Below are 15061 nucleotides of genomic sequence, written 5' to 3'. Positions count from 1 at the left end.
GGAAGCCATAAGGTATTGCTGAAGACCTTTGCTTGGGAAGAGGAAACGGCGACGTGGTGACGACAAACGATGCGGCCGACCGGCTGACCCCCGTGCTGCGGCCGGTACGCGCGGGCAACGGATTCGAGGAGGCGCTGGAGCAGATTCTCCAGCTGATGCGCCTCGGACTGGTCTCCGGCGGAGAGCGGCTGCCCGCCGAGCGTGAGCTCGCGGAGCGGATGGGGATCAGCCGGGTCACCCTGCGCGAGGTGCTGAAGGTCCTCGCCGACCAGGGCCTGGTTGAGTCCAGGCGCGGCCGGTACGGCGGGACGTTCGTGCTCAGCCGGCCCGACGCGCACGGCGAGGACGAGCTGCGGCGGCGCGTGGCCGAGGTGGACGTCGAGGACACGCTGCGGTTCCGCGAGGTGCTGGAGGTGGGGGCCGCGGGACTGTGCGCCGCGCACGGCCTCACCGACGAGGGCGCCGAACGGCTGCGTACGGCGCTCGCGGCGACCCATGACGCACCGCTCGCCGACTACCGGCGCGCGGACACGCTGCTGCATCTCACGCTCGCCGAGCTGTCCGGGTCGCCGACGCTGACCGCGCGGTACGCGGCGGTCCGGGCGACGCTCAACGATCTGCTGGACTGCATTCCGCTGCTGGTACGGAATCTGGAGCACTCGCAGCACCAGCACACCGCGCTGGTCGAAGCGGTGCTGGAGGGGGACGCGGACGCGGCCCGCGAGGTGATGCGGGAGCACTGCGAGGGCACGGCGGCGCTGCTGCGCGGCTTCTTGTCCTGACGGGACGCGGCCCGGCCCGGGACAGGCCTTGGTTCGGGACGGGCTTGGGTTCGGGACGGGCTTCGGTTTGGGACGGGCTTTGGTCCGGGATGCGGTCCAGGTCGGGGGCGCTTTGGTTCGGGACGCGCTCCTCTGAGGGCGCTGCCCCGACAGGGCGCGTAGGCCGATCCGTAACCTCACCTTTACGCACGGGTCTTGCGCATGGGCGATGGCTGCCGCAAAGGTGTCCGCACAAACCTTTGACTGCCAGGAGCGTCCCATGGCCGAAGGCACCACCACGCGCACATCGTCCCCAGCCGACGACGACTACCTGAAGCGGCGCGCCCTGCGCCGCGGCAGCGCCGGCTGGCTGCTGCTCACCGGGCTCGGCGTCGCCTATGTCGTCTCCGGAGACTTCTCCGGCTGGAACATCGGCCTGGCCGAGGGCGGCTTCGGCGGTCTCGCGATCGCCACCCTGCTGATGGGCGTCATGTACGCCTGTCTCGTCTTCGCGCTCGCCGAACTGTCGGCGATCCTGCCGACGGCGGGCGGCGGCTACGGATTCGCCCGCCGAGCGCTCGGCACCTGGGGCGGCTTCCTCACCGGTACGGCGATCCTCATCGAGTACATCCTCGCGCCCGCCGCGATCTCCATCTTCATCGGCGACTACGTCGAGTCGCTCGGGCTCTTCGGCCTGGAGTCCGGCTGGCCGGTCTATCTCGCCTGCTTCGCGATCTTCATAGGAATCCACCTGTGGGGCGTCGGCGAGGCGCTGCGGTTCAGCCTGGTCGTGACCGCGATCGCCGTCGCCGCGCTGCTGATCTTCGCGCTGGGCGCGTTCACCGACTTCTCGGCGGGCGGGCTCGACGACATCCCGGTCGACAAGGAGGCCTTCGGCGCGAACTCCTGGCTGCCGTTCGGGCTGCTGGGGATCTGGGCCGCCTTCCCGTTCGGCATGTGGTTCTTCCTCGGCGTCGAGGGCGTGCCGCTGGCGGCGGAGGAGGCGAAGGACCCGGTGCGCTCGATGCCACGAGCGCTCGCCATCTCCATGGGCATCCTGGTGCTGCTCGCCGTGCTCACGTTCTTCGCCGCGACGGGCGCCCGCGGCGCCAACGCCATCCAGGAGGCCGGAAACCCGCTGGTGGTCGCCCTCCAGGGGACCGGCGACCCGACGGCACTCAGCCGCTTCGTCAACTACGCGGGCCTGGCCGGCCTCGTCGCGTCGTTCTTCTCGCTGATCTACGCGGGCTCCCGCCAGCTCTTCGCGCTCTCCCGGGCCGGCTATCTCCCGCGCTTCCTGTCGCTGACCAGCCGCCGCAAGTCGCCGTATCTCGGGCTGCTGATCCCGGGCGCGATCGGCTTCGCGCTGGCGGCTGCGACCGGGAACGGCGCTCGGATGCTGAACATCGCGGTCTTCGGCGCGACGATCAGCTACGCCCTGATGGCGCTCTCGCACATCGTGCTGCGCCGCCGGGAGCCGGATCTCCCGCGCCCGTACCGCACGCCGGGCGGCACGCTCACCTCGTCCGTCGCCTTTGTGCTCGCGCTGTCGGCGCTGGTGGCGACGTTCCTGGTGGACAAGGACGCGGCGTTCATCGCGCTGGGCGTCTATGCCGTCGCACTCGCCTACTTCGCGTTCTACAGTCGCCATCATCTGGTGGCACGGGCGCCGGAGGAGGAGTTCGCGGCGCTGGCGGCGGCCGAGGCGGAACTCGAACGGAACTGAACGGATCGCACTCGCGAGAACGGGCTGAAAGGGGCTGAACGGAGTCATGGTGTCCAAGCCGCTCATCGGCGTCACGACGTATCTGGACCCGGCGAAGTGGGGCGTCTGGGAGATGCCCGCGGCGCTGCTGCCCGCGGGCTATCCCCGCCTGGTCCAGGCCGCGGGCGGCCTGGCCGCGATGCTCCCGCCGGACGACCAGTCCGCGGCTGAGGCGGCCGTCTCCCGCCTCGACGGCCTGGTCATCGCGGGCGGCCCGGATGTCGAGCCCGTACGGTACGACGCGGATCCGCACCCTCGTACGGGCCCGCCGGCCCGGGCGCGGGACGCCTGGGAACTCGCGCTGATCCGTGCGGCGTTGGCGGCCGGGACACCGCTGCTCGGGATCTGCCGGGGCATGCAGCTGCTGAACGTCGCGCTGGGCGGGACGCTGGTGCAGCACCTGGACGGTCATGTCGAGGAGGTGGGCGTGTTCGGCACCCACGCGGTGAAGCCCGTGCCGGGCACGCTCTACGCCTCGATCGTCCCGGAGTCGACGCAGGTCCCGACCTACCACCACCAGGCGGTGGACCGCCTGGCCCCGTCCCTCGCGCCGAGCGCCCACGCGGAGGACGGGACGGTGGAGGCGGTCGAGCTGCCGGGGGATGCGGGGTGGGTGCTGGGAGTGCAGTGGCACCCGGAGATGGGCACGGATGTCCGGGTCATGACGGCACTGGTCGAGGCGTCGGGCTCCTGACAGTCCCCCGCGCCGGAGTCTCAAACCGCACCCGACGTCTCAGACCGCACCGGAGTCTCGGACCGCTACCAACGTCTCAGACCGCGCCCCGCGTCAGCGCCAGCAAGTCCCTCGCCGGGCCCGTCGGACGGTGGGACGTCGGCCAGACCGCGCGGAGCGCACGCGCCATGTCCACGCCCTCCACCGGGATCTCCGTCAGACGGCGCGCGCCCAGTTCCTCGGCCAGGGCGAGTTCGCTCAGCACCGCCGGGCCCGCGCCGCTCACCGCCGAGGCCTTGACCGCCGTCGTGGAGGCGAGTTCCAGCAGGGGTTCGGCCAGGCCTCCGTGGGCGGACAGCGCCGAGTCGAGGACCTGGCGGGTGCCGGAGCCGCGTTCGCGCAGGATCAGCGGGGTGGACGCCAGTTCCGAGGGCGGCAGGGGCTTTCGGCGACGGGCCCAGGGGTGGGTCGGCGCCGTGACCACCACCAGTCGGTCCCGGGCGATGACCGTGCCGTCGAGGCCCTCCGGAACCGCCAGGCCCTCCACGAAGCCCAGGTCCGCCTCGCCCGCGAGGAGCCGCCGGGCCACCATCGCCGAGTTGCCGGCCAGCAGCGAGACCGCCGTGCCGGGTCGTTCCGCGCGGAGCGCGATCAGCCAGCCCGGCAGCAGATACTCCGCGATGGTCATCGAGGCGGCCACCCGCAGCCGCGAGTCCCGGCGGCCCCGCAGCGCCTGTGCGCCCGCGTCGAACGCCTCCGCCGCCTCCACCACGCGCCGCGCCCAGTCCGTGACCAGCGCTCCCGCGTCCGTCAGCCGGGACCCGCGCGGTGACCGGTCGACCAGCGCGACGCCGAGTTGCCGCTCCATCGAGCGGATCCGGCTGCTCGCCGCCGGCTGAGTGATGCCGACCTCGCGCGCCGCACGGCCCAGGCTGCCGTGCCGGGCCACGGCGAGCAGTAGCTCCAGCGCGCCCAGGTCGGGCACCCGCCTCGCCAGCGGCACACGCTCATGCTCTCCGTCGCTCATAAAGCCAGCTTATGGGGCCATAGGAGAGACATCCCTGGTGGGACACCGCAGGCGGCATGACAGTGGAGGCATGGCCATCGCCGTACAGCCCCGCAAGCGGACCACCAACTCCGCGTCCGCTCTCACGACCGTACGGCTGCCCGCCCTGCGCCATTTCGGCCCCAACTGGTACGCGACCGTCATGGGCACCGCGATCGTCGCCAACGCCGGTGTCTCCCTCCCCTACGACGTCCCCGGCCTGCGTACCGCCTGCGTCGCCGTCTGGGCCCTGTCCGCCGCGATGCTGGCCGTCGTCCTGACCGCCCGTGGCGCGCACTGGATCCACCACCGCGACCAAGCCCGCGCCCATCTCCTGGACCCGGGGGTCGCACCGTTCTACGGCTGCCTCTCCATGGCGTTGCTGGCCGTCGGCATCGGCACCATCTCGGTCGGCCAGGACGTGATCGGCGAGACCGCGGCCGTGGCGACCGCGTCCGTGCTCTATGCGGCCGGCACGCTCATAGGCCTCGTAGCCGCCGTCGTCGTGCCGTATCTGATGGTCGTACGCCACCGGGTCGCGCCCGGCACCGCGTCCCCGGTCTGGCTCCTCCCGGTGGTCCCGCCGATGGTCTCCGCCGCCCTCGGCCCGCTACTCGTGCCCCATCTGCCGCCCGGCCAGTGGCGCGAGGCGATGCTGCTGGCGAGCTACGCGATGTTCGGGATCAGCCTGATGGCCACGCTCGTGATCCTGCCGATGGTCTTCGCGCGGCTGGTCCATCACGGCCCGCTGCCGCTCGCGCTCACCCCGACGCTCTTCCTTGTGCTCGGCCCGCTCGGCCAGTCGACGACCGCCGTGAACAAGCTGGCGGATGTCGCGCCGGGCGCGATCCAGGCGTCGTACGCCAATGGATTCAGCGCGTTCGCCGTGATCTACGGCGTCCCGGTGATGGGCTTCGCGCTGATGTGGCTGGTGTTCTCCGCGGCGATGGTGGTGCGGGCCGCGCGCCGCGGCATGCCGTTCACGATGAGCTGGTGGGCCTTCACCTTCCCGGTCGGCACCTGTGTGACCGGCGCGGCGGGACTGGCCCAGCACACCGGCCTGCGGGCCCTCGAATGGCTGGCGGTCGCTCTGTTCGTGCTGCTGGTCACCGCGTGGGCGGTGACAGGAGTCCGTACGCTGCGCGGCCTCGCTAGTGGAGCGCTGCTCGCAGCGCCGCCACAGAGACTGAGTTCTCACTGACTCCGGGGGAGCAACGGGCCGAGCGGACCGAGGTCGATGTTCAGGTCGTCCGGTGACAGGCCGAAGTGTTCACGCAGTTCTTCCACCCGGTCCTCAAGGGCCATCAAAGTGAGGCCGAGCGACTCGATCTGCTCGTCGCTCAGGCCACCGTCCTCGATCCGGCGCAGTGCCTGCCGCTCCATCAACTGGCGGAGCAGTTCCACGATGGTCAACACCAGACCGGCGAGGCCACGCTCGACCGACTCGGGATCCACGTCCATGCGTTCGGGGAAGGGACGCGCGTTCCGCGGGGAGCCGCGCCCACGATCTTCCCTGTGTCGATGGGTCATCGCGGCGGCTCCAAAGCCTTTGCCTCGGCCACGCCGGCCCCGGCGACCTCCATGCCGGGGCGTATGGAGGCGATCAGTGCCCGCAGCGAGATGCGGACGAGGTCGATGTCCGCAATACACAGGGTGACCTCCCCCGTGATGACCACACCCCCGGCCAGCACCCGGTCGAGCAGGTCGACCAGCGCTATTTGCCGTCCCTCGAACGCATACGGTGCGCGGGAGCCGTGCTCCCCCGGTGGTGACAGCTGGTTGTAGGACACGGTGGTCAACTCCTCTCCTGCGTGACGTCGTCACCGGAGAAGGTGTACGGAGGCCAGGGTCCGACGAGTTCGATCAGGACGCCGGGGAAGCGCCGACGGAGCGTTTCCACGGCGGCGGCGAACGCCTGTGTACGGATGTCCGGCACGAGATACGAACTGTTCAGGATCATCAGGCCCTCGTAGCGGGCCAGGCGGGGGTCCTGGGGGCGATGGTGTGCCGACTCCACCGCGAACTCTTCGAGGGCCTCGTGGATCTGTACCGCGCGAGCCTCCGCTTCCTGGTGCGCGGTCTCCTCCCCCTGCCGCTGCGCCCGGCGGCGCAGGAGGTAGGCAGTGCCAGGGCGGTCAGTCTCGTCGGACCGTTCCTCCGATGTGTTGCGGTGCTCAGATGTCCGCTCGTCGGCGTACGCCTTGACTCCCCACTCAGTCCGTCCCGCCACCCGGTCGAGCGCCGAAACGAAATCCGTCCGCCGCTCGGTCAGGAGGGCGCGGACCCGGTCGTCGTCGTGGTAGATCGTCGCGAAGCGCAGAGGGACGACGTTCCTGGTGCGCCCCACTGCGCAGATCACGACGTGGTGAGCCCGGACGGCTTCTTCAAGCCAGTCCAGGTCCTGGAGGTGGTCACTCAGCGCCTGTTCCCCGAAGTCCTTTGCCGGCACCGATCCGACGATGCCGATGAGAGCGGCTTCCTCGACGACATGCACCTTCTCGCCGGCCACACCGGTCATCCCGGTGCCGGTGACGGAGTCAGGGTCCTGCCCGGCGCCGAGAGCCACGGCGTAGAGCCAGGTGACAAGGGACTCGGTCACGGCTTCTCCTCGTCCACTTCCTCCTGCTCGGACCGGTCGGTCTCGTCAGCCCTCGCAGTCCTGCCAGTCCTGTGTGTCCTGTCAGTCCTGTCAGTCCCGTCAGTCCGCGAGGCGTCACCGCCCGCCTCCAGTTCGCCGATCCGGCGGCGCAGGCGGCGATTCTCCTCAACGACGTCGCGTTTCCCTGACGAGAGGGTGGGGTCGTGTTCCCACCAGTCGATGCCCATTTCGCGGGCCCGGTCGACGGACGCCACCAGCAGACGGATCTTGATGGTGAGCAGCTCGATGTCCAGGAGGTCGATCCGGATGTCACCGGCGATGACGATCCCCTTGTCGAGGACGCGCTCCAGGATGTCCGCCAGATTGGCCGGCTCTGGGCGTGAAGGCACAAGCGAGGGGTCTCCTCGCCGGCTCACGCCACTCCACCCCGAACTCTGGCTCATGTGTGACTCTCCTCTGCCCTGCCCCGGTAGTGGCGCCGCTCACGGCGGTAGGAGACCAGCTGTCCCTCGTCGTCGACCTCGACGAGATAGATGGCAAGGATGTCGGTGGAGTCGGGTATCCGCTGTGCCTCCAGGACTTCGATGCCGACCCGCCAGCCCTGGTCCGTACTCTCCAGGGAGGTCACGGCCTCCGGCTCCTTGCCGGAAAGATCGCGGACGTGCTCTGCCGCTTTCACAGCGGCCCTACGGCCACTGAGCCCGCCCTCAGATGAGGACTTCGCCCGGGACTTCGGACTACGCTCCGAGGCTGCCGTCCTGCCGCGCTCCGGCGAACGGGTGTCCTGCGACTCGCGGTTCGGCCTGGCACGCCGCCGCGGCTCCGGCGCGTCGTCCTTGGCTCCGGACACTGATCACACCTCCATGCCGCCGTCTGGCGGCCGGGTGGCCATAAGACGGCGGACCAGCAATTCCTGCTGCTCGGCTGCCTCCTCCTCGGTGATCTGCCCGGTGTCACGCGCGATCTCCACCTCCTCGAGGCGCTGGCGGATGACATCCGGGTCACTGAGTTCCCGCTGTGCCACCTCTTCGACCTGCTCGGCGATCCACGTCACTCCGCGGACCGGCGCGAGCGGCAAGGTGAACAGTCCGCTGAACAGTCCCATGGCTAGTGACCTTCCGTGACCTCGCTCATGGCCTCATCCACGAAGTCGTAGGGCGCGAGCGGCCCGAGCAGACGCAACCGGATTCGGCCGTGCCAGTGGCGGGCCAACTCCTCGGCTGCCTGGTCGAACGCGGTCCACTGTTCTCCGCGGACGAGGAATGAGGCATTCACGACGCCCTCGCCGACGGCCGGTTCGGCAGTCGTCGTGAAGACGGCGAGGGGCGAGAGACGGCGCTGGATCTCGGCCGTATCCGTCTGGCGCTTGGCGGCGACGGCTTCGGCGACAGCTCTGCCGAACTCGATGCGCTGGTAGTAGCTCACTTCCTCGCTCAGCGTGGCCAGTTCCTCCCGAAATCGGGCGAGCGCCGGATTCTCGTTCAGCACTTCGCTCAGCACGGCGTCCTGGACGTACCGGGCCCTGAGCGTGAACTGCGCATGGCCGTGCAGCCGGTTGAGGGCTTCGACGAAGTCGTCACGGCCTGCTTCCAGCAGTTCCTCGGTCACCGTTTGTACGTCGGGCAGCACGGTGCCGAAGCGGAAGGGAACGACCGAGGTGGGTTCCGCGGCCAGGGTGTCCAGCACGCGGGCGTGGGCGTGAAGATCTTCCGGTGTGCCCAGTGGCCTGTCGGCGGGAACCTCGCTGACGACGGCCGCGATCCCACGGTGGCGTACGAACGTGGCCCGTGCCGCCGAATCACCGACCCCTGGCACCTCCAAGGCTGTTGCCTCCTCCGCCGACTCAGGCACCACGCCGTACACGTAGCAGGCGCCCTCGAGCCGTGGAGCCTTCGCCGCCGCCCGCGCGGTCACCGCTCCCGCTCCTTCCGGCCCTCCGGCCGAGACCTGCGGCGGGGCCGCTCCTTGGGCTGTCGCTCCTCCTCGTCCTCCTCGTCGCCGCCGATGACATCACTCACCTTGTCCTTGACTCCCTCAAGGGCTCCCCGGGTCTTGTGCTTCGCGCCGCCTTCCTGGATCTCGTCCATGACGCCCGGCAGGCCGTGGGTCTCTGTTCCGCTGCGTGCGAGGTCGAGGCGATTCACGGCCTCCGCGAACCGGAGGTAGGTGTCGACGCTCGCGATGACTATGCGTGCGTCAATGGTGAGCAGTTCGATGCCCACGAGAGAGACACGGACATAGATGTCGATGACCAATCCCTTGTCCAGGATCAGGTCGACCACGTCGACCAGCCCGCTGGAGGAAGGCCGGTCCAGGTAACGGCTGCCGTGACTGGCTACGGTCATCACGTCACCGCGCCCTTGCCCTGGAGCGTCGTCGGGCTGGTTTCGGCTTCTCTTCAGGCGCTTCCTCGGGCTCCTGGTCCTCCTCCTCGTCGCGCTCTACGTCCTCGCCCTCTACGTCCTCGTCCTCGTCTTCGTACTCGCCTTCGTCCTGATCCTCGTACTCGCCCTGGTCTTCGTACTCGTCCTCCTCCGGCTCCTGGGCCTCGCCCTCGCCGGCCTCCTCCTCACGTACCTCCTCGTCGCTGCGGACGACCTCGCCGTCGCGGACCTCGCCCCGCCATCCGTGGACTTCCTCAGGGTTGAGCAGCGTCTGCGTCATGACGTGGCGGCGGAAGTGCTTGAGCTCCAGCCGGGCCCGGCGTCCCTGCGCCCGGAAGAGGTTGCCGGTGCCCTCGAACACGCCCTGCGGGTGGTACTGCAGGACCAGCAGGATCCTGGTGAGGTTCGGCGCGACCTCGTGGAAGGTCACCGCCCCGTCCACATGGCCCTTCTCGCCCTTGGAGTGCCAGACGATCTTCTCGTCGGGAACCTGCTCGACGACCGTCGCAGTCCATTCGCGGTGCGAGAGGAAGATCTGAGCCTTCCACGCGAGTTCGGTCTCGGACTCCTGCTCGACGCTCTCAACCTTCTTCATGAAGCTCGGAAAGTCCTCGAACTGCGTCCACTGGTTGTAGGCGACGGACACAGGGACACCCACATCGATTTCCTCGACGATATTGACGACCTTCGTGTCATGACCCTTCCCGCCGCCGCCCCCGACCCCGGGTATCGCTTCTTTGACCTTGTCCTTCGCCGCGGAGAGTCCGGATTCGGCCATCTTGAGCGGTGAGGCGTGTTTCACCAGGTTCCGGCCTCCCGCGGCTACGGCTTCCTTGACTCCGAGGCCCCCATTGTCCCCACCGACATTCTTCAGGCGGCTGATGCCGCTGCTCGCCTTTCCCGTAAGCGTGGAGATAGCCCGCTCACCCATCGCCGCAATGAGGTTTTCGGCCTCCTGAACCAACCGCTCGGTGGGGAGTTCTTCCATCAAGGTTCCGCGCGCTCCCTGCCGCTTTTCGCCTGATCGCTCAGCCATAGGTCATCGTCCTCCATTCCGCCGCGTGGACCGGCCGGCGGCCTTCTTTTGCGGCTGACGGCTGGAAGTCTTCCTAGCCGGAGCCCGCTTCTTTGCAGTTGCCTGCTTCTTCTCGCTCTTCTCGGACTCTTCGTCGTCAGGTTCTTCGTCGTCGGCTTCTTCGTCGTCGGATTCTTCGTATGCGTCCGGCTCGTCGGCGTCTGCCTCGTCCTCGGGCTCTTCCGGCTCCTCCGCACCAGCCTCGTCCTCCGGCTCTTCCGGCTCCTCGGCGCCAGGCTTGGTGCGCAGTGATTCGGCACGCGACTGCAGTCTGTCGCTCAGCGAGTCGATGCGGTTGCTCGCCGTGGCCACAGCCGCTTTCCTGCCCGCCGTCGCCAACTGGCCGCGCAGGTCCTGTGTCAGCCGCGCCAACTCTGGGGACTTTGCGGCACCCGCAGCGATCCGGCCGGCGCCCAGCCCCTTACCCGCCGCCGTAGCTCCGGCGAGAGCGAGCGCCCATCGCATTTTGTGCGCGCGCCCGAGAATGTAACCGCCGGCCAAGGCGAGAGCCACCTGGCCATTTTTCATGATGATCTCCAACCGCCTCGAATCGTAAGCGTGCCCCCGGTCACCTGCGGACATGGCTTTTCAATTCTCCGGACGGAAGCGTTTGAACCATCCGCTTCTCCGTGCGCAAATGCGCCGTTACGACGGACAGCAGGAGAAATGACGTGCCATTCGCGGGCAACTGCCCTTCAGGCACATGGCCTCACTGCTAGCTACCGCCGAACGCCGAGCGTAACGCCCCCCTAGAGAGAGGAACATACGGGACATTCTCCACAAACATCTCATATAAACCTGCTGCTCGAGAGCCGAAGACCAGCTAGGAGAACGTTCGACCTTCTTGGCCCACGACGCCGACCACACCCGGGGTCGGGTTGCTACATCTGGCGATGTGCACGTCGCAGCGCCGCGCTGAGAACCGCGGGCGCCTCCACCAACGAGGGGCCGTACCAGGTCAGATGGCGGCCGCTGACCAGCGCGGCGGGCAGCCCGGGAAAGGACTCGGGTCCGTCGTCCGCCGAGAAGAGATACGGCTCGTCGGGCAGGACCGCCAGCTGGGCGCCGCAGCCGTTCAGTTCGTCCAGCGGCACGCGCGGATAGCGCTCGGCGTGCCCGGCGTAGACGTTCCGGACGCCGAGCCTGGCCAGCAGATCGCCGGCGAACGTGTCACGGCCGAGGACCATCCAGGGCCGACGCCAGACCGGCACAACGGCCCGCCACTCCCCGGTCGGCGAATCCGGCGTCGCGTTCGGCGGCGGATCCAGCGGCTCGACCGCGGACCAGGCTTCTTCCGCCTCGTCCAGCCAGCGCGGGCGCTTCAGCCCGCATGCGGCGACCAGCACCCGCTCCAGCTCGCGGAAGGCACCTTCCAGCTCGCGAACCTTCGTCACCAGGACCTCGATTCCGGCTGCACGCAGCTCGGCCAGGTCCGGCTCCCGGTTCTCCTCCTCGTTCGCGATCACCAGATCGGGACGCAGCCGCTTCACCCACTCCACGTCCGGGTTCTTGGTGCCGCCGATGCGTACGACGTCGAGTCCCGCGGGATGGCTGCACCAGTCGGTGGCACCGACGAGCAGGCCGGGCGCGCTGACGGCCACCGCCTCGGTCAGCGACGGCACGAGGGAGACCACCCGCACAGCGACCCCCTACGGTTCCGGCGTCTCGATGTGGTCGGCGACGGTGACGACCAGGATCCGGGTCTCGGGGGCGGTGGCCCGCCACCGGTGCCGTACGCCGCCGGACAGGAAGAGCGTGTCGCCGCGGGCCAGCCGGTACGCACGCCCTTCGGCCTCCACCTCGGCGGCGCCGTCGGCGACGTACATCAGCTCGTCGTTGCGGTGCTGGAACTCGCCGTCGGTGTCGTGTTCGCCGCTGAATTCCAGGGCCTCCAGCTGATGCCGTCCGCGCACCAGCCGCCGGCTCCTGGGCCCGGGCGGCAGCTCCGCCTCGTCCTCCGCGCGTACGACGGCGACGGTGCGGGCCGCGTCGGAGGCGGCGAGCAGCCGGGTCGCGGTGGTCTCCAGTGCGTCGGCGACGCGCTGGAGGGAGCGCATGCTCGGCCGTGCGCGTTCGTTCTCGACCTGGCTGAGGAAGGGCACCGACAGGCCACTGCGCTCGGCGACCGCCGCGAGGGTGAGGTCCAGCGCCCGGCGGCGCCTGCGCACAGCGGCGCCCACCCGAAGACGTTCGGTCTCCTTCGGGTCCTTGGCGTCCTTTGCGTCCATCAGCCGGGCTCCCCTTCCCTGGTCCTAACTCACCTTACGCAGCTTCTGGCTCCGGTTTCTCGTCCACGGGTCCACCCCGGGCCTCTCCCGACGGACCCGGGCGTATGCCGGACGGGGTGGTTCTCGCCACTGGCGAGAACCACCCCGCTCCGCTGCGTAACCGCTACTGCGGCGCCATCCGGTCGGCGATGCCCGGGTTCTGCTTCATCCAGGCCTCCACCGCCTCCTCCTCGTGCCCCGTGCCGCGCTTCTGGATCTCGTCCTCGAGACCGACGAGCTGCTGCTCGGTCACCATGACGGCGACGGGCTCCTTCTTGGCGTACGCCCGCTTCAGCTCGCGAGCATGCCCGGGGGGAGCTGTCGACGACCTTGTACTCCTTGTCGATGCCGTAACCCGGCAGCACCTTGTTCTTGAGGATGTTCATGGTCTCGGTGCCGGGTTCGATGCCGACGATGCGGCCCTTGAACTCTCCACCGCGGCCCTTGAGATCCTCGAGCGAGTCAACGCCGCGGACATACGACGGGACGGCTATCTCCAGCGAAGTCGGGCCGTACCAGGATCCGATGTCGTAGCTGCTGTACGCCCCCTCCAGCTTGCTCTGGTACTTCTGCGCCGCGGGTGGCTGTCAGTGGGGTGCGGCATCATCGGGGTTGTGACGCGACGCCTGATGCTCCTCGACACCGCTTCCCTGTACTTCCGCGCCTATTTCGGCGTGCCCGACTCGGTCCGGGCCCCCGACGGCACTCCGGTCAACGCCGTGCGCGGGCTGCTCGACTTCATCACGCGGCTGGTCCAGGACCACCATCCGGACGACCTCGTGGCCTGCTGGGACAACGACTGGCGGCCACACTGGCGCGTCGAGCTGATCCCCTCGTACAAGGCGCATCGTGTCGCCGAGGAGACCGAGTTGGGTCCCGACGAGGAGGAGATCCCGGACACGCTCTCGCCCCAGGTCCCGGTGATCGCCGCGGTGCTGGACGCGCTCGGCATCGCGCGCGTGGGCGCCGACGGGTACGAGGCGGACGATGTCATCGGCACGCTCACCGGGCGCGCCACCGGCCCGGTCGACATCATCACCGGCGACCGTGATCTCTTCCAGTTGGTCGACGACGCACGCGGGCGGCGGGTGCTGTATCCGCTGAAGGGAGTCGGCACGCTCCAGACGACGGACGAGGCCTGGCTCCGCGAGAAGTACGGCGTGGACGGACCGGGCTATGTGGATCTGGCCCTGCTGCGCGGCGACCCGAGCGACGGGCTGCCGGGGGTGCCCGGGATCGGCGAGAAGACCGCGGCCAAGCTGCTGGACGCCTATGGCGATCTGGCCGGGATCATGGCCGCCGTGGACGACCGCACCTCCAAGCTGACGCCGTCGCAGCGCAAGCGTCTTGACGAGGCTCGGGACTACGTCGCGGTCGCACCGAAGGTCGTACGGGTGGCGTCGGACGTGCCGCTGCCCGATTTCGACCCTGCGCTGCCGACCGAACCGCTCGATCCGGACACGCTCAATGAACTGGCCGCCAGATGGGGTCTGGGCGGCGCTCTGCTGCGTCTGCTGTCCACTCTTCACGGCTGAGGTGTTAACTTAGGCAAGCCTAAGCAAGCACGACTCCTGGAGACCGCCGTGGCAGAACGACCGGCCCGCAAGGCACCGAAGGTCCATGAGGCGCAGGTGGTGCACACCGAGCTGCTCACCCCGCACATGGTGCGTCTCGTCCTGGGCGGCGAGGGTCTTGCCGACTTCGGCCTCGACGGCTACACCGACCACTACGTCAAGCTGCTGTTCCCGCCGGCGGGTGTGAGCTATCCGGAGCCGTTCGACATGGACCGGATCCGCGAGGAGTTCCCGCGTGACCAGTGGCCCGCCAACCGCACGTACACGGTGCGGAGTTGGGACGAGGCCCGGCGCGAGGTGACGATCGACTTCGTGGTCCACGGCGACGAGGGACTGGCCGGGCCCTGGGCGGCGCGGGCCCAGGCGGGCGACACTCTGCGGTTCCTCGGTCCCGGTGGCGGCTATGCGCCGGATCCGGCGGCGGACTGGCATCTGCTGGCCGGCGACGAGAGTGCGCTGCCGGCGATCGCCGCGGCCATGGAGCGGATGCCCTCGCTCGCGACCGTCCATGCCTTTGTCGAGGTCGCGGGCCCGGAGGAGGAGCAGAAGGTCGCCGCGCCCGACGGGGTCGAGATCACCTGGCTGCACCGCGGATCGCGCCCGGCGGGCGAGGCGCTGGTCGCGGCGGTGACCTCGCTGGACTTCCCCGACGGCGACGTCTGCGCGTTCGTCCACGGTGAGGCGACGTTCATCAAGGAGCTCCGGCGCCATCTTCGTCTGGACCGGCAGATCCCGCGCGAGCAGCTGTCGATCTCGGGCTACTGGCGGCTCGGCCAGAGCGACGAGGCGTGGCGCGCGGCGAAGCGCGAGTGGAACGAGCAGGTCGAGCGAGAGCAGGAACAGGCCGCCTGACACACATCACCTGAGCCCTCGGCCGCGTGCTGCGACCGGGGGCTCTGTCGTGCCGTCAACTCCCCC

Annotated in this window: 19 protein-coding genes and 1 pseudogene; 6 read left to right on the top strand and 14 right to left on the bottom strand. The window is 69.4% G+C overall.

The genetic code is table 11. The features are described from left to right. Positions 1-53 precede the first annotated feature (53 nt). The 3 genes from ACH4YL_RS17085 (at position 54) to ACH4YL_RS17075 (ending at position 3220) form a co-directional block, all read left to right on the top strand. Entirely contained in the window at positions 54-782 is a 729-nt protein-coding gene (locus ACH4YL_RS17085) for a FadR/GntR family transcriptional regulator (RefSeq protein WP_398508131.1), read from the top strand. Positions 783-1041: 259 nt separating this feature from the next. Continuing rightward, on the top strand, positions 1042-2487 hold the full coding sequence (gene eat / locus ACH4YL_RS17080) for an ethanolamine permease (RefSeq protein WP_398508130.1): 1446 nt from the start codon (positions 1042-1044) through the stop codon (positions 2485-2487). 46 nt (positions 2488-2533) lie between these two features. After that, complete coding sequence (locus ACH4YL_RS17075) at positions 2534-3220, top strand: gamma-glutamyl-gamma-aminobutyrate hydrolase family protein (protein WP_398508129.1); 687 nt, start codon at positions 2534-2536, stop codon at positions 3218-3220. Positions 3221-3296: 76 nt separating this feature from the next. Here ACH4YL_RS17075 and ACH4YL_RS17070 read toward each other — a convergent pair whose 3' ends face one another. Beyond that, positions 3297-4226 (bottom strand): LysR family transcriptional regulator, encoded by a 930-nt coding sequence (locus ACH4YL_RS17070; RefSeq protein WP_398508128.1) that lies wholly within the window; start codon positions 4224-4226, stop codon positions 3297-3299. Between the two features lie 70 nt (positions 4227-4296). Here ACH4YL_RS17070 and ACH4YL_RS17065 point away from each other — a divergent pair, with 70 nt between their 5' ends. Next, the gene (locus ACH4YL_RS17065) at positions 4297-5445 is read left to right on the top strand and encodes a TDT family transporter (protein WP_398508127.1); all 1149 of its coding nucleotides are present in this window, start codon (positions 4297-4299) and stop codon (positions 5443-5445) included. On the opposite strand, the gene ACH4YL_RS17060 is transcribed toward ACH4YL_RS17065, so the two are convergent. From ACH4YL_RS17060 to ACH4YL_RS17000, 13 genes and pseudogenes are all read right to left on the bottom strand, one after another. Beyond that, positions 5439-5705 carry a gas vesicle protein K gene (locus ACH4YL_RS17060; RefSeq protein WP_398508126.1) on the bottom strand — a complete coding sequence of 89 codons (267 nt, stop codon included), beginning with the start codon at positions 5703-5705 and terminating at the stop codon, positions 5439-5441. The genes ACH4YL_RS17065 and ACH4YL_RS17060 overlap by 7 nt on opposite strands. 65 nt (positions 5706-5770) lie before the next feature. Beyond that, on the bottom strand, positions 5771-6019 hold the full coding sequence (locus ACH4YL_RS17055) for a gas vesicle protein (protein WP_398508375.1): 249 nt from the start codon (positions 6017-6019) through the stop codon (positions 5771-5773). 20 nt (positions 6020-6039) lie between these two features. After that, on the bottom strand, positions 6040-6843 hold the full coding sequence (locus ACH4YL_RS17050; RefSeq protein ID WP_398508125.1) for a GvpL/GvpF family gas vesicle protein: 804 nt from the start codon (positions 6841-6843) through the stop codon (positions 6040-6042). Continuing rightward, complete coding sequence (locus ACH4YL_RS17045; protein ID WP_398508124.1) at positions 6840-7286, bottom strand: gas vesicle protein; 447 nt, start codon at positions 7284-7286, stop codon at positions 6840-6842. The genes ACH4YL_RS17050 and ACH4YL_RS17045 overlap by 4 nt, the downstream gene beginning before the upstream one ends. Then, positions 7283-7693 (bottom strand): gas vesicle protein GvpO, encoded by a 411-nt coding sequence (gene gvpO / locus ACH4YL_RS17040; protein WP_398508123.1) that lies wholly within the window; start codon positions 7691-7693, stop codon positions 7283-7285. The genes ACH4YL_RS17045 and gvpO overlap by 4 nt, the downstream gene beginning before the upstream one ends. A gap of 3 nt (positions 7694-7696) precedes the next feature. Further along, positions 7697-7948, bottom strand: a complete 252-nt coding sequence (locus ACH4YL_RS17035) for a gas vesicle protein GvpG (protein WP_398508122.1) — start codon at positions 7946-7948, stop codon at positions 7697-7699. A 2-nt stretch (positions 7949-7950) separates the two neighbouring features. Further along, the gene (locus ACH4YL_RS17030; RefSeq protein ID WP_398508121.1) at positions 7951-8757 is read right to left on the bottom strand and encodes a GvpL/GvpF family gas vesicle protein; all 807 of its coding nucleotides are present in this window, start codon (positions 8755-8757) and stop codon (positions 7951-7953) included. Continuing rightward, positions 8754-9188, bottom strand: a complete 435-nt coding sequence (gvpJ, locus tag ACH4YL_RS17025) for a gas vesicle protein GvpJ (protein WP_398508120.1) — start codon at positions 9186-9188, stop codon at positions 8754-8756. Before gvpJ ends, ACH4YL_RS17030 begins: the two co-directional genes overlap by 4 nt. 4 nt (positions 9189-9192) lie before the next feature. Then, the gene (locus tag ACH4YL_RS17020; RefSeq protein WP_398508119.1) at positions 9193-10215 is read right to left on the bottom strand and encodes an SRPBCC family protein; all 1023 of its coding nucleotides are present in this window, start codon (positions 10213-10215) and stop codon (positions 9193-9195) included. Between the two features lie 51 nt (positions 10216-10266). Then, a complete protein-coding gene (locus ACH4YL_RS17015) occupies positions 10267-10842 on the bottom strand; it encodes a hypothetical protein (RefSeq protein ID WP_398508118.1) in 576 nt (191 codons plus the stop codon). A gap of 341 nt (positions 10843-11183) precedes the next feature. Then, positions 11184-11942 (bottom strand): helical backbone metal receptor, encoded by a 759-nt coding sequence (locus ACH4YL_RS17010; RefSeq protein ID WP_398508117.1) that lies wholly within the window; start codon positions 11940-11942, stop codon positions 11184-11186. A gap of 9 nt (positions 11943-11951) precedes the next feature. After that, a complete protein-coding gene (locus ACH4YL_RS17005; RefSeq protein WP_398508116.1) occupies positions 11952-12530 on the bottom strand; it encodes a helix-turn-helix domain-containing protein in 579 nt (192 codons plus the stop codon). A 163-nt stretch (positions 12531-12693) separates the two neighbouring features. Further along, positions 12694-13099, bottom strand: a pseudogene (locus tag ACH4YL_RS17000) (glycine betaine ABC transporter substrate-binding protein); the annotation flags it as partial. Positions 13100-13198: 99 nt separating this feature from the next. Here ACH4YL_RS17000 and ACH4YL_RS16995 point away from each other — a divergent pair. Both ACH4YL_RS16995 and ACH4YL_RS16990 read left to right on the top strand, forming a co-directional pair. Beyond that, a complete protein-coding gene (locus tag ACH4YL_RS16995; RefSeq protein ID WP_398508374.1) occupies positions 13199-14104 on the top strand; it encodes a 5'-3' exonuclease H3TH domain-containing protein in 906 nt (301 codons plus the stop codon). Between the two features lie 48 nt (positions 14105-14152). Beyond that, positions 14153-14995 (top strand): siderophore-interacting protein, encoded by an 843-nt coding sequence (locus ACH4YL_RS16990; RefSeq protein ID WP_398508115.1) that lies wholly within the window; start codon positions 14153-14155, stop codon positions 14993-14995. Positions 14996-15061 lie beyond the last annotated feature (66 nt).

The sequence above is a fragment of the Streptomyces sp. NPDC020681 genome, assembly GCF_044334895.1.
Lineage (GTDB): Bacteria > Actinomycetota > Actinomycetes > Streptomycetales > Streptomycetaceae > Streptomyces.
This window is presented reverse-complemented; position numbering and strand designations above follow the sequence as displayed.

What these genes read in the sequence shown, in the direction of transcription:
- ACH4YL_RS17045 (WP_398508124.1), bottom strand. Translation starts at nt 7,286, where the DNA reads ATGAGCCAGAGTTCGGGGTGGAGTGGCGTGAGCCGGCGAGGAGACCCC.
- ACH4YL_RS17075 (WP_398508129.1), top strand. Translation starts at nt 2,534, where the DNA reads ATGGTGTCCAAGCCGCTCATCGGCGTCACGACGTATCTGGACCCGGCG.
- ACH4YL_RS16995 (WP_398508374.1), top strand. Translation starts at nt 13,199, where the DNA reads ATGCTCCTCGACACCGCTTCCCTGTACTTCCGCGCCTATTTCGGCGTG.
- ACH4YL_RS17070 (WP_398508128.1), bottom strand. Translation starts at nt 4,226, where the DNA reads ATGAGCGACGGAGAGCATGAGCGTGTGCCGCTGGCGAGGCGGGTGCCC.
- gvpJ (WP_398508120.1), bottom strand. Translation starts at nt 9,188, where the DNA reads ATGACCGTAGCCAGTCACGGCAGCCGTTACCTGGACCGGCCTTCCTCC.
- ACH4YL_RS17035 (WP_398508122.1), bottom strand. Translation starts at nt 7,948, where the DNA reads ATGGGACTGTTCAGCGGACTGTTCACCTTGCCGCTCGCGCCGGTCCGC.
- ACH4YL_RS17020 (WP_398508119.1), bottom strand. Translation starts at nt 10,215, where the DNA reads ATGGAAGAACTCCCCACCGAGCGGTTGGTTCAGGAGGCCGAAAACCTC.
- ACH4YL_RS17005 (WP_398508116.1), bottom strand. Translation starts at nt 12,530, where the DNA reads ATGGACGCAAAGGACGCCAAGGACCCGAAGGAGACCGAACGTCTTCGG.
- ACH4YL_RS17060 (WP_398508126.1), bottom strand. Translation starts at nt 5,705, where the DNA reads ATGGACGTGGATCCCGAGTCGGTCGAGCGTGGCCTCGCCGGTCTGGTG.
- eat (WP_398508130.1), top strand. Translation starts at nt 1,042, where the DNA reads ATGGCCGAAGGCACCACCACGCGCACATCGTCCCCAGCCGACGACGAC.
- ACH4YL_RS17065 (WP_398508127.1), top strand. Translation starts at nt 4,297, where the DNA reads ATGGCCATCGCCGTACAGCCCCGCAAGCGGACCACCAACTCCGCGTCC.